Origin of the sequence: Citrobacter gillenii, assembly GCF_013337685.1 — a bacterium.
Taxonomy (GTDB): Bacteria; Pseudomonadota; Gammaproteobacteria; order Enterobacterales; family Enterobacteriaceae; genus Citrobacter; species Citrobacter gillenii.
In genome coordinates, this window is the sequence record NZ_SUQN01000004.1 from 95,444 (window position 1) to 107,844 (window position 12,401).

Below are 12,401 nucleotides of genomic sequence, written 5' to 3' on the forward strand. Positions count from 1 at the left end.
GCTCAGTTGAGTAGATTTCCTGCATCAGACACAGCGATGTAAGGAATAGAGAATGAAGATTGTAGGGGCTGAAGTTTTTGTCACCTGTCCAGGGCGTAATTTCGTCACGCTGAAAATTACCACTGAGGACGGGATCACGGGGTTAGGTGATGCCACGCTGAACGGACGTGAGTTATCCGTTGCGTCCTATCTGAAGGACCATGTGTGTCCGCAACTTATTGGCCGCGACGCGCACCGCATTGAAGACATCTGGCAGTTCTTCTACAAAGGCGCGTACTGGCGTCGTGGTCCGGTCACGATGTCGGCGATATCTGCCGTTGATATGGCGCTGTGGGATATCAAAGCGAAAGCCGCGAATATGCCGCTTTATCAGCTGCTGGGTGGCGCGTCCCGCGAAGGCGTGATGGTTTACTGCCATACCACTGGCCGTACCATTGATGATGTGCTGGAAGATTACGCACGCCATCAGGAGATGGGCTTTAAAGCGATTCGCGTCCAGTGCGGCGTGCCGGGTATGAAAACCACCTACGGTATGTCAAAAGGCAAAGGCCTGGCCTATGAGCCAGCGACCAAAGGGCAATGGCCGGAAGAGCAGTTGTGGTCGACGGAAAAGTACCTTGATTTTACCCCTCAGTTATTTGACGCCGTGCGTAATAAATTCGGCTTCAACGAACACCTGCTGCACGACATGCACCATCGCCTGACGCCGATTGAAGCCGCGCGGTTTGGCAAAAGCATTGAGCAGTATCGTTTGTTCTGGATGGAAGATCCGACGCCAGCTGAAAACCAGGAATGTTTCCGACTGATTCGCCAGCACACGGTGACGCCGATTGCGGTAGGGGAAGTCTTCAACAGTATCTGGGATTGCAAACAGCTGATCGAAGAACAGCTGATCGACTACATCCGCACCACTATTACCCATGCGGGCGGCATCACCGGCATGCGTCGCATTGCGGATTTTGCGTCGCTGTACCAGGTGCGCACCGGCTCTCACGGACCTTCTGATTTGTCACCTGTCTGCATGGCTGCTGCGCTGCACTTTGACCTGTGGGTGCCAAATTTCGGCGTACAAGAATATATGGGTTATTCCGAGCAGATGCTGGAGGTCTTCCCGCATAACTGGACGTTCGATAACGGCTATATGCACCCTGGTGACAAACCGGGTCTGGGTATTGAATTCGACGAAAAACTCGCGGCGAAATATCCGTACGATCCGGCCTATTTGCCCGTCGCGCGCCTGGAAGATGGCACTTTGTGGAACTGGTAAGGAGTGGTTTGCTATGAAAAGTATTGTGATTGAAAAAGCGAATACGCTGGTGATTGAAGAAAGAGCAATTCCTACTCCAGCGTCGGGCGAAGTCAGGGTCAAGATTAAGCTGGCAGGAATTTGTGGCTCCGATAGTCATATCTATCGTGGGCATAATCCCTTCGCAAAATATCCACGCGTCATCGGCCACGAGTTCTTTGGCATTATTGATGCGGTAGGCGAGGGTGTTGATCGTTCGCGTTTAGGCGAGCGAGTATCTGTTGATCCCGTGATCAGCTGTGGACACTGTTACCCCTGCTCAATAGGTAAACCGAACGTCTGCACGTCGTTGGTGGTGCTGGGCGTCCATCGTGATGGCGGTTTCAGTGAATTTGCTGTTGTACCGGCAAAAAATGCCTGGCCGATCCCGGACTCAGTGAAAGATGAACATGCCGTTATGGTTGAGCCTTTTACTATTGCGGCAAACGTGACCGGACAAGTTAAACCCACAGAAAACGACATTGCGCTGATTTACGGTGCGGGGCCGATGGGGCTGACGACCGTTCAGGCACTTAAACGTGTTTATAACGTAAAAACGGTGGTGATTGCCGACAGGATTGAAGAACGTCTGGCAATGGCTAAACAGTGTGGTGCTGACTGGACCATAAATAATGGTCAGCAATCGCTACAGGATTTTCTGGCTGAAAAAGGGTTAAAACCCACAATCATCGTTGATGCAGCTTGTCATCCATCTATTTTACAGGAGGCTATTACGCTGGCGTCGCCGGCGGCACGGATTGTGTTGATGGGATTCTCCAGCGAACCTTGCCAGATTGTACAGCAGGGCATTACCGGGAAAGAACTTTCCATTTATTCATCACGGTTAAACGCGAATAAATTCCCGGTGGTTATTGATTGGCTGGTTAAAGGGCTTATCGACCCGAATAAATTGATTACCCACACTTTTGACTATCACCACGTTACAGACGCAATCGAATTGTTTGAGAAAGACCAGCAGCACTGCTGCAAAGTTTTACTCACATTCGCTGAATAATATTAATTACTGCGAGTAAGTGGTACGCATCTTACCTCTTAGAGATAGCCAATATGAATCAAGAAAAACACGAAAGATCAACGAAAGATCTGGTGAGAGCCGCCATTTCAGGATGGTTAGGCACGGCTCTCGAATTTATGGATTTTCAGTTATATTCTTTGGGTGCCGCACTGGTATTCCATGAGATATTTTTCCCGGAACAATCAGCCGCCATGGCGCTCATTTTAGCGATGGGCACGTACGGAGCTGGTTATATTGCTCGTATCGTTGGGGCATTTATATTTGGAAAGATGGGGGACAGCATCGGGCGTAAAAAGGTGCTGTTCATTACCATTACCATGATGGGGATTTGTACCACGCTAATTGGCGTGCTGCCGACCTATGCGCAGATTGGTATCTTTGCGCCAGTGTTGCTGGTGACGCTGCGTATTGTGCAGGGATTGGGTGCCGGTGCTGAAATTTCTGGCGCGGGAACCATGCTTGCAGAGTATGCGCCAAAAGGAAAACGCGGCATTATTTCCTCCCTGGTTGCGATGGGAACAAACTGCGGGACGCTCAGCGCCACGGCCATCTGGGCGGTGATGTTCTTCGCGCTTGATCGCGAAGAGTTGTTAGCCTGGGGCTGGCGTATTCCGTTCCTGGCTAGTGTGGTGGTGATGATTTTCGCCATCTGGTTACGTATGAATCTCAAAGAAAGCCCGGTATTTGAGAAAGTAAATGATGGGGAAAATGCACCTGCATTGAATGACCCTTCAGAGAGTTCGCTGGGTGCGATGTTCAGCAGTAAATCTTTCTGGTTGGCAACCGGATTACGCTTTGGTCAGGCGGGTAACTCAGGTTTAATTCAGACCTTTCTTGCCGGTTATCTGGTACAGACGTTGTTATTTAATAAATCAATACCCACCGATGCGTTGATGATAAGTTCGGTTATTGGATTTATTACTATACCGCTTCTGGGGTGGTTGTCTGATAAATATGGTCGTCGTTTGCCTTATATCATCCTGAATATATCAGCCATCATTCTGGCTTATCCAATGCTGTCTATTGTGGTTGATAATTCGTATAGTCCTGGCGTCATCATGACCGCGCTGATTGTTATCCATAACTTTGCCGTATTGGGGTTATTTGCCCTCGAAAATATCACCATGGCTGAAATGTTCGGTGCTCGTAATCGATTTACGCGCATGGCCATTTCAAAAGAGGCTGGCGGATTAGTGGCCGTTGGTTTTGGTCCCGTGTTAGCCGGTATTTTCTGTAACATGACCCAGTCCTGGTGGCCTATTTTAGTGATGGTCATTATCTACTCACTGATCGGTTTAGTTTCAGCACTCCTGATGCCTGAAGTTAAAGATCGTGACCTGAGTGTTCTGGAAGATGCGGCTGAGGTGAGTAAAACCGAGAAGATCCGTGCCGGTGCGACTCAGGTCAGTTGATGCGCTAATCAGCATGGTCGGGAATTCGGCCATGCTGTCACATAACTTCAAATGATGTCATACCAATAGTAAAAAGTTTAATGCAAATCAAAACATACAACCATACAGGCGTTACTCTGAGACAGTCCTGATTTCATTGATAAGTAGGTCATACCATGCAAAACAAACTCTTGGCAGCTAAGGCTGCACTTCCTGACTACGATCGTAGCAAACTGGTCCCACGTATTGTTCATCTGGGGTTTGGTGCGTTTCACCGTGCACATCAGGGCGTTTACGCGGATATCCTGGCGGCCGAGCACAACAGTGACTGGGGATATTGCGAAGTTAACCTGATCGGCGGCGAGCAGCAGATTGCCGACCTGAAACAGCAGGATAATCTGTATACCGTCGCGGAAATGTCGGCCGATGCCTGGACGGCGAGAGTGGTTGGCGTTGTCAAAAACGCGCTGCATGCGCAGGTTGATGGTCTTGAGGCTGTTTTTGCCGCCCTGTGCGAACCGCAGGTGGCTATCGTTTCTCTCACTATTACCGAGAAAGGATACTGCCACTCCCCGGCAACTGGACAACTGATGCTGGAAAACCCGCTGATCGCCGCCGATCTGCAAAATCCGCATCAGCCCAAATCTGCGCCGGGCGTCATTGTTGAAGCGCTTGCTCGCCGCAAAGCTGCCGGTCTGGCCGCATTTACCGTGATGTCCTGCGATAACATGCCTGAAAACGGTCATGTCATGCGTAACGTGGTTACTGCGTACGCGCGTGCGGTGGACGCCGGGCTGGCAGACTGGATCGAACAGCATGTGACGTTCCCGTCGACCATGGTTGACCGTATTGTTCCTGCCGTAACGCCCGATACGCTGGATAAAATTGAACAGCTTACCGGCGTGCGCGATCCGGCGGGCGTGGCGTGTGAACCGTTCCGTCAGTGGGTAATTGAAGACAACTTTGTTGCCGGTCGTCCACAATGGGAAAAAGCAGGAGCTGAGCTGGTGGCCGATGTTATCCCGTTCGAAGAGATGAAGCTGCGTATGCTTAACGGCAGCCACTCTTTTCTCGCCTATCTCGGCTATCTGGCGGGATACCAACACATTAACGATTGTATGGGGGACGACAATTATCGTGTTGCCGCCCGTGCGCTGATGTTGCAGGAGCAGGCCCCGACGCTGAAAGTGAAAGGCGTTGATTTACAGCAGTATGCCGATCGTTTGATTGAACGTTACAGCAACCCGGCACTGCGTCACCGTACCTGGCAGATAGCAATGGACGGCAGCCAAAAACTTCCGCAGCGTATGCTCGATTCCGTACGCTGGCATCTTGTGCACGGCAGCCGTTTCGACCTGCTGGCGCTGGGTGTGGCGGGTTGGATGCGCTACGTAGGTGGCGTGGATGAAAAGGGCGACGCGATTGAGATTAGCGATCCGTTACTGCCGGTTATCCAGAATGCGGTGCGGAGCAGTAAAGAGGGCGAAGAACGTGTTCAGGCGCTGCTGGCAATCGATGCTATCTTTGGTCGTGAGCTGCCGCAGGTTGAGTTGTTCAGAACCCGAGTTACCGAAGCGTATCTGGCCTTACTGGCGGAAGGGGCGAAGGTGACGGTGGCGAAGTATGCCGCGAAATTGAAGTAACGACGTAAAACGTTGATGTCGCCATCCGGCTTATACTCCAGCCAGATGGCGCGTTATTTTCTGGTACTCACACCAATCAGTTCATACCCAGACGAATCAATTCCAGAGGGGCGTATTTACCTTCACAACCCTCGATTTCCACTGTTTTCCCGCGGCGAATTTGCTCTGCGGTCAGGCCATCGGAATCAATAGCCTTGATGCGGCCAGTAATGCCAGTGTCACTGATCATGACGCGGCTGCCGGTGGTGATTGCGTTACGGTTACGATCGTATGTTTTCATGGTGGTTTCTCCTCTCCAACTTACCGTCAAAGCCCGTGGGCTTTTAGACCCACGTAACGGGCGCAATATAAATACGCTTCTCGTTAAAGAATTTTTTTGTTTTCGATCAAAATCACAGCTTTTTTTTGGCGGTTCAGAGGGGGAGATAAAGGGATGCATAAACTCACCCCGGAACGAGGTGAGGGAGTGATTAATCTTCGCTAAACCAGTCGCTATTTTCCTGACGAATCAGCTGAACAGATTCACCGATTTCCTGCAGGTGCAACATCATCGCGCGCTCAACGGCATCGCTGTCATGCTTCTCCAGCGCGGCAAAAATGTCGTGATGCTGACGCAGGAGCATTTCCGGCGGGGAGACGTGATCGAGGCTCATATAGCGAACGCGATCGATGGTTGCCTTGATGTTTTCCACTGTGTCCCAGGCGAGCTGACAATCCGCTATTAACGCCAGCTTCTGATGAAACTCATCGTCCAGCAGGAAAAAATCGTTAAGCTGTTTACGATCAATAGCGATGCGCTGCTGATGCAGATTCTGCTCGAGCTGATAACACTGGTTGTCAGTGATCATCGACGCGGCGCGACGGGCAACCGCGCATTCAATTGCCTGGCGAACAAAACACCCATTTTGCACCTGCGACAGCGAAATCTTGTTCACGTAACTGCCACGCTGAGGACGGATCTGAATCAGGCCGTTCTCAGCCAGTTTGATGAATGCTTCGCGTACTGGCTGGCGTGATACATTAAAGCGGACGGAAACCTCTTTTTCTGAAAGCGGCGTACCGGGCGCAATCAGACACTGCACGATGTCGCGACGAAGAATACGATAAATCTGCTGATTTACCGGCTGTGTAGGGTTGAGTTGCGTTTCTACGGTCATTCATTCTTACTTTTTAGAGAGTTAACCCGAATACTTTATCACTTATTCGGTGGTATCTATACCCGGCACAAGGCCGGGTATAAAAATTAACCCCGGTGGACGCTCAAGCCTGCAAAAGACTGTGCAACAGGCATCATTTCAAGGGTGTTAATGTTGACATGCGCAGGTAATGACGCCACCCACCACACGGCTTCAGTGACATCTTCCGGCGTCAGCGCGGTGGTGTTTTCGTAGGCTTTGACGGCTTTATCATCGTCGCCTTTGAAACGCACGTTAGAGAACTCCGTACCGCCAACCAGGCCCGGTTCAATATCGGTCACGCGCACGGCAGTGCCATGCAGGTCGGTACGTAAGTTCAGGCTAAACTGGCGAACAAACGCTTTTGTTGCGCCATACACGTTACCTCCGGCATAGGGCCAGCTACCGGCGGTTGAACCGATATTGATAATATGACCACGATTACGTTCGACCATACCCGGCAGTACGGCACGGGTCATATAAATCAACCCTTTGTTGTTGGTGTCGATCATGGTTTCCCAGTCGTCAACGTTAGCCTTATGGGCCGGTTCAAGACCCAGCGCCAGACCGGCGTTGTTGACCAGAATATCTATGTTGCGCCATTCGGCTGGTAGGGCGGCCAGCATCTCTTCAATTGCGGCACGGTTACGTACGTCAAGTTGTGCGGTATACAGGTTATCGCCCAGCTCGTCTTTCAGCTCTTGCAGACGCTCATGGCGGCGTCCGGTGGCAATAACTTTATGCCCATTCTCAATAAAACGACGCGTAATGCACTCACCAAAACCTGCGGTTGCTCCGGTTACTAAAACGATCATCTCACTGTTCCTCAACGCTTTTTATGTGCTATTACCATACCACGTCAATAAATCGTTTTCAGGAGTGAAAGATGTCGTTAACGAATCCTTTTTTACGTCAAAGCACTTTGCCTTATCAGGCTCCGCCATTTGATCGCATAGACGTTCATCATTACCGTCCCGCGTTTGACGAAGGTGTTCGGCAAAAGCGTGCCGAAATCGATGCCATTGTGCAAAATTCACAGCCCGCAAATTTTGCTAATACGCTGCTGGCACTTGAGCAGAGCGGGGCACTGTTAACGCGCGTCACCAGCGTGTTCTTTGCCATGACGGCAGCGCATACCAACGATGAATTACAGCGTCTTGATGAAGCGTTTTCCGCTGAGCTGGCGGCGCTGGCGAATGATATTTATCTTAACGCGGCACTTTTTGCGCGCGTAGAGGCCGTCTGGCGACAGCGTGCCGTGTTAGGACTGGATGCAGAGTCCTTACGGTTGTTGGAGGTCGTCTATCAGCGTTTTGTACTGGCTGGTGCCCAATTGAATGAAGAAGACAAAGCGCGTCTCAAATTGCTGAACACCGAATCAGCCACGCTGACAAGCCAGTTCAATCAGCGCCTGCTGGCGGCGAATAAATCAGGTGCCCTGGTGGTGGATAATGTCCATCAACTGGATGGATTAAGCCCGGAAGAGAAAGCCATGGCGGCTGCAATTGCCAGGGAGAAAGGGCTTCAGGGCCATTGGGTTATCCCGCTGTTGAACACGACACAACAGCCTGCGCTTGCCGCGTTACATGACAGGCAGACCCGTGAGACGCTGTTTACCCGTGCATGGACGCGGGCTGAAAATAATGATGCCAACGATACGCGCGCCATCGTTCAGCGGCTGGCGGAAATCCGAATGCAGCAGGCGAAGTTACTTGGTTTTGCTCATTATGCAGCGTGGAAAATTGCCGACCAAATGGCAAAAACGTCGGAAGCAGCGCTCACTTTTATGCGCGCTATCGTTCCGGCTGCGCGTCGGAGAGTCCATGATGAACTGGCTGAAATCCAAAATGCCATAGATAAAGAGCAGGGCGATTTTAGCGTGCAGGCCTGGGACTGGGCCTATTATGCCGAACAGGTTCGCCGTGAAAAATATGCTCTTGATGAGGCACAGCTGAAACCCTATTTTGCGTTAGATACGGTGCTGAACGATGGTGTGTTCTGGACGGCAAACCAGCTCTATGGCATTACGTTTATCGAGCGTTTCGACATCCCTGTATATCACCCGGATGTACGGGTATGGGAAATTTTTGACCACGACGGCACGGGGCTGGCGTTGTTCTACGGTGATTTCTTTGCCCGGGAATCAAAAAGCGGTGGCGCATGGATGGGGAATTTTGTTGAGCAATCGATGCTTAACGAAACCAGACCGGTGATTTACAACGTCTGTAACTACCAAAAACCTGCCCAGGGTCAGCGCGCCTTGCTGCTGTGGGATGACGTCATTACGCTGTTCCATGAGTTTGGACACACGCTGCACGGCCTGTTTGCCAGTCAACGTTATGCCACACTCTCAGGAACCAATACCCCGCGTGATTTCGTTGAATTTCCTTCGCAAATTAATGAACACTGGGCGAGTCATCCACTGGTCTTTGCCCGCTACGCGCGCCATGTTGAAACCGGGGAAAGAATGCCAGAATCGCTGCAGGATAAGATGCAGCGGGCCAGCTTGTTTAACAAGGGCTACGATATGACCGAGTTGCTCAGTGCCGCATTACTGGATATGCACTGGCACACGTTGGAAAACGGCGAGAGGATATTGTCAGTAGCGGAGTTTGAGCAGTGTGCGTTGACTGCGGAAGGGCTGAATATTTCTGCTGTGCCGCCGCGTTATCGCAGCACTTATTTTGCTCATATTTTTGGTGGTGGCTATGCCGCGGGATATTACGCCTATTTATGGACGCAAATGTTGGCCGACGATGGCTATCAGTGGTTTGTCGAAAACGGTGGATTAACCCGTGAAAACGGCCAGTATTTTCGTGAGGCAATCCTCTCTCGCGGTAATAGTGCAGATTTGCATGGTCTGTATCCCGCATGGCGTGGGCGTGAACCAGGAATTAATGCAATGCTGCGCAACCGGGGATTAGAACAGTAGCCGGGATAATACGGTCAGCTTACAATCTGACCGTATTATCAGTGGCCGAGACTGCGGCATATTAATTACTATTAATAAATTTACATAAATTTTCTTTATAGCCGCTAAACTATTGTCTATCAGCAATACTCACACAGGGAAAGGATTCGTGATGATGAGAGAAACGGCAGAAATAGATTCAATCTTGATGGAGTTGAATCACTCGATTGATGCGCACTATAAATGGCTAGTCAAAATGTTTCACTGCGTGGTGTCATCTGATGTCACTCAGGCGGATATTTCAGGTAAGAATTCGCACTGTGCCTGTCAATTCGGACAGTGGCTTACCCCGCGTCTGGTCAAGGATGACGCAGATTATAGTTATTTGAGTAAGATAAATGCGGCCCATGAAAAAATGCATTTATTAGGCAAGGACTTGCTATCGGTAATAGTAGAAGAACGCAGTCAGTCATGGCATTTCGACAGTTTTCAGGATGCGCTTCTGGCTTTTACGTCGGCGGTGATGGATTATAAAATACATTTACTGACTATCCGCAGTAATATCGATGTATTAACCGGCTTACCTGGACGAAGAATGCTGGATGAGTCTTTTGACCAGCAGTTACTTGACGCGCAACCGCTTAATTTATATTTATTATTGCTGGATATCGACCGTTTTAAATACGTCAATGATACCTACGGCCATCTGGTTGGTGACGTCGTACTGCGCAATCTGGCATCAAATTTATTGTCATGGACTCGTTATGATGAGATCGCGTATCGCTACGGTGGCGAAGAGTTCATCATTCTGATCAGAACAAAAACGGATGAGCAGGCATCTCTCGCGGGCTTGCGCCTGTGTCATCTCATTGAACAAAAAAAGATCCCTTACCCGCAGGGGGAGATTGATATTACGGTAACGGCCGGGATCACACGAGTTCGTCAGGGCGAAACGCTGGACACGGCTCTCGGGCGTGCTGACCGAGCCATGTATGAAGGGAAGCAGACTGGCAGGAATCGCTGCATGTTTATGGATGAACATGAGCAGATCACACGGGTGGGTGCCAAAGAGCGGATAACGACGCTGGTCTGAACAATGAGTCTTGTTGAGATGATTTGGTTTCGTTTAACGTTCATTGGGGTTGTCGATGCTATGTTGGGTGACTATTCGCTATCTGTGCAGGGAATTGCCTGATAGCGTATAAAGCAAAACACAAATCTATCCATGCAAGCATTTACCGCTGGTTTATCCGGCGGTTTTTTTTACCTGTCGTTCAGGTAGTCGGCATTCAGGACAAAAAAATGGCCCCTTGAGCAGTGATGCTACAAGGGGCCGGTTCGGTGCAGGACTATCGTCGTTCATCAATCATCCCATCTGTGGCTAAAGTAGGCGGCCAGAAAACCAGAAAATAAAATAATTCCCAGAACGGCCATAAAAACATTCATATTACCCAGCATTGTCTATGCTCCTTTATTTGTGAGTTTCCTCTCTTACCTTAATTTCACCTCGTTAAGGACCATACTAGCAATTTAATCTTAAACAAAGATTGAACCAGGTGAATTATTTCGTCTGAATAGTAAAGTTATCGCGTTATTGGCAGAGAAAAATAAATAAGGATGTCAAAATATGCGGAGCAGGGAAAATATATCGGGGTTTTCTGAAAAAACGACAGGGCAGCACATGCTCTGTCGCCAGAGAAATTAACAGACTACAGGCTGGCCCCAGGGTTTAGCTCGCATGCCTTTTAGCATCAGCGCCCAGGCCAGAATGATGGCAATCATCAGCACCACAAACAGCGACCATGACGGCAGGGTCGTCAGAATAACGCCGCTGACTAACGGGTTAAATGCCGCGCCAAGCCAGCCCAGTGACTGGGCGGAGAAATAGCTCGCTTTCATCCCCGCGGGGGCAATGTTGTCGATAAGCATATATTCGCCCGGTGCGTAAATGATTTCGCCGATGGTAAAAAACGCTGCAGAAATGCCCCACATTAGCAGACTGTTGCCGGAAAAAATAAAACCCACTAATCCCAGCACAAAGAATAATGTTCCGCCGGCCATTAACGGGCGGATGTTGGCGCTGGAAAGACGGCGCCCGACGACATATTGCAATGTAACCACCATTGCCGCGTTGACGGGCAGGACCACGGCCACCACTTTTTCTGCGAAATCACCGTCAGCAACCACCATCACGTACTGAGAAATACAGGACGCAAATGCGCCGCCCACAAACGAGGCCAAAAACGCTGACAGGGTAAACCAGCATAACGCTTTATCGCGCAGCAGTACCGAGGGGGACCAGACGGATACGTTCAGTCCCTCGGATGGCACTTCTGAACGTTTCACCCACGTCTGGATAAATACCAACGGGAAGGCTGAGCAAAGCGCTGCCAGCCAGAACGGCAGGTTGATACTTTGCATCACCAGCAGCGTGCCGAGCGGCGGACCCACGGTCCAGCCAATGTTGAGTACTGTATAGTTAAGTGAGAAAATTTTGGTCTTGTTGGTGGCAGAGAGGTTATCGGCAAACCAGGCTTTCAGCACGGTGGCAAAGACGGAGTAGGCGCAGTTGATCAGGGCAAAAAGCAACACCACTACGATAACATTATGCACCAGAGGGATCGCGATAAAGCCAGACGCAAAACCGGTAATCGCCAGCAGCATATAGCGTTTTTTATCGAACTTATCGGCCAGAATACCGAAGCCCAGGCTGAAGATAACGCCAATAGTCAGGGCGACCGTCATGGCGTAACCAATCAGATCGACGCTCAGGCCGTACTGTCGGTTGAGATAGATGGTCATAAACGGGAGCGTGGCACCCCGCCCAATCGTCAGTAATAGTGAGGAGGCGAGTAAAGCGAGGGTGGATCTTCTCAGAGTGGTATTCATTTTCTTGCCCGACAATGCATGTTGTTATGTTTTTATTAAATTTCAGACAGAAATAGCACGGCAAAAGTGTG

Annotated in this window: 12 protein-coding genes; 6 read left to right on the plus strand and 6 right to left on the minus strand. The window is 50.2% G+C overall.

Annotated features, from left to right (window positions below; translation table 11 throughout):
• The first annotated feature begins 52 nt into the window (after positions 1 to 52).
• The 4 genes from rspA (at position 53) to FCH32_RS10280 (ending at position 5,355) form a co-directional block, all read left to right on the plus strand.
• Complete coding sequence (gene rspA, locus FCH32_RS10265; protein WP_096757093.1) at positions 53 to 1,267, plus strand: starvation-sensing protein RspA; 1,215 nt, start codon at positions 53 to 55, stop codon at positions 1,265 to 1,267.
• A 13-nt stretch (positions 1,268 to 1,280) separates the two neighbouring features.
• A complete protein-coding gene (locus tag FCH32_RS10270; protein WP_135912069.1) occupies positions 1,281 to 2,300 on the plus strand; it encodes a Zn-dependent oxidoreductase in 1,020 nt (339 codons plus the stop codon).
• Positions 2,301 to 2,353: 53 nt separating this feature from the next.
• Complete coding sequence (locus FCH32_RS10275) at positions 2,354 to 3,733, plus strand: MFS transporter (protein WP_174360846.1); 1,380 nt, start codon at positions 2,354 to 2,356, stop codon at positions 3,731 to 3,733.
• Positions 3,734 to 3,888: 155 nt separating this feature from the next.
• Positions 3,889 to 5,355: a mannitol dehydrogenase family protein gene (locus tag FCH32_RS10280; protein WP_174360847.1), complete on the plus strand. Its 1,467-nt coding sequence runs from the start codon at positions 3,889 to 3,891 to the stop codon at positions 5,353 to 5,355.
• A gap of 76 nt (positions 5,356 to 5,431) precedes the next feature.
• Here the strand turns inward: FCH32_RS10280 and ydfZ are convergent, their stop codons facing one another.
• From ydfZ to ydfG, 3 genes are all read right to left on the minus strand, one after another.
• Positions 5,432 to 5,635: a putative selenium delivery protein YdfZ gene (gene ydfZ / locus FCH32_RS10285; RefSeq protein WP_096757090.1), complete on the minus strand. Its 204-nt coding sequence runs from the start codon at positions 5,633 to 5,635 to the stop codon at positions 5,432 to 5,434.
• Between the two features lie 190 nt (positions 5,636 to 5,825).
• Positions 5,826 to 6,512 carry a GntR family transcriptional regulator gene (locus FCH32_RS10290; RefSeq protein WP_115258527.1) on the minus strand — a complete coding sequence of 229 codons (687 nt, stop codon included), beginning with the start codon at positions 6,510 to 6,512 and terminating at the stop codon, positions 5,826 to 5,828.
• Between the two features lie 86 nt (positions 6,513 to 6,598).
• Entirely contained in the window at positions 6,599 to 7,345 is a 747-nt protein-coding gene (gene ydfG, locus FCH32_RS10295; protein ID WP_096757088.1) for a bifunctional NADP-dependent 3-hydroxy acid dehydrogenase/3-hydroxypropionate dehydrogenase YdfG, read from the minus strand.
• A gap of 71 nt (positions 7,346 to 7,416) precedes the next feature.
• On the opposite strand from ydfG, the gene dcp reads away from it, so the two are divergent.
• Both dcp and FCH32_RS10305 read left to right on the plus strand, forming a co-directional pair.
• Positions 7,417 to 9,462 (plus strand): peptidyl-dipeptidase Dcp, encoded by a 2,046-nt coding sequence (gene dcp, locus FCH32_RS10300; protein WP_174360848.1) that lies wholly within the window; start codon positions 7,417 to 7,419, stop codon positions 9,460 to 9,462.
• A gap of 151 nt (positions 9,463 to 9,613) precedes the next feature.
• Positions 9,614 to 10,534: a diguanylate cyclase gene (locus tag FCH32_RS10305; RefSeq protein WP_153879549.1), complete on the plus strand. Its 921-nt coding sequence runs from the start codon at positions 9,614 to 9,616 to the stop codon at positions 10,532 to 10,534.
• Between the two features lie 153 nt (positions 10,535 to 10,687).
• Here FCH32_RS10305 and FCH32_RS23445 read toward each other — a convergent pair whose 3' ends face one another.
• The 3 genes from FCH32_RS23445 to ydeE form a co-directional block, all read right to left on the minus strand.
• Positions 10,688 to 10,804, minus strand: coding sequence for a hypothetical protein (locus tag FCH32_RS23445; protein WP_420838396.1), 117 nt, complete (start codon positions 10,802 to 10,804; stop codon positions 10,688 to 10,690).
• On the minus strand, positions 10,804 to 10,899 hold the full coding sequence (mgtS, locus tag FCH32_RS10310) for a protein MgtS (protein WP_096757085.1): 96 nt from the start codon (positions 10,897 to 10,899) through the stop codon (positions 10,804 to 10,806). The genes FCH32_RS23445 and mgtS overlap by 1 nt, the downstream gene beginning before the upstream one ends.
• 243 nt (positions 10,900 to 11,142) lie before the next feature.
• The gene (gene ydeE / locus FCH32_RS10315) at positions 11,143 to 12,330 is read right to left on the minus strand and encodes an efflux MFS transporter YdeE (protein WP_115258524.1); all 1,188 of its coding nucleotides are present in this window, start codon (positions 12,328 to 12,330) and stop codon (positions 11,143 to 11,145) included.
• Positions 12,331 to 12,401 lie beyond the last annotated feature (71 nt).

Bases quoted from the DNA above. Each gene is read 5' to 3' on its own strand.
- rspA (WP_096757093.1), top strand. From the start codon at position 53: ATGAAGATTGTAGGGGCTGAAGTTTTTGTCACCTGTCCAGGGCGTAAT.
- FCH32_RS10270 (WP_135912069.1), top strand. From the start codon at position 1,281: ATGAAAAGTATTGTGATTGAAAAAGCGAATACGCTGGTGATTGAAGAA.
- FCH32_RS10275 (WP_174360846.1), top strand. From the start codon at position 2,354: ATGAATCAAGAAAAACACGAAAGATCAACGAAAGATCTGGTGAGAGCC.
- FCH32_RS10280 (WP_174360847.1), top strand. From the start codon at position 3,889: ATGCAAAACAAACTCTTGGCAGCTAAGGCTGCACTTCCTGACTACGAT.
- ydfZ (WP_096757090.1), bottom strand. From the start codon at position 5,635: ATGAAAACATACGATCGTAACCGTAACGCAATCACCACCGGCAGCCGC.
- FCH32_RS10290 (WP_115258527.1), bottom strand. From the start codon at position 6,512: ATGACCGTAGAAACGCAACTCAACCCTACACAGCCGGTAAATCAGCAG.
- ydfG (WP_096757088.1), bottom strand. From the start codon at position 7,345: ATGATCGTTTTAGTAACCGGAGCAACCGCAGGTTTTGGTGAGTGCATT.
- dcp (WP_174360848.1), top strand. From the start codon at position 7,417: ATGTCGTTAACGAATCCTTTTTTACGTCAAAGCACTTTGCCTTATCAG.
- FCH32_RS10305 (WP_153879549.1), top strand. From the start codon at position 9,614: ATGATGAGAGAAACGGCAGAAATAGATTCAATCTTGATGGAGTTGAAT.
- FCH32_RS23445 (WP_420838396.1), bottom strand. From the start codon at position 10,804: ATGAACGACGATAGTCCTGCACCGAACCGGCCCCTTGTAGCATCACTG.
- mgtS (WP_096757085.1), bottom strand. From the start codon at position 10,899: ATGCTGGGTAATATGAATGTTTTTATGGCCGTTCTGGGAATTATTTTA.
- ydeE (WP_115258524.1), bottom strand. From the start codon at position 12,330: ATGAATACCACTCTGAGAAGATCCACCCTCGCTTTACTCGCCTCCTCA.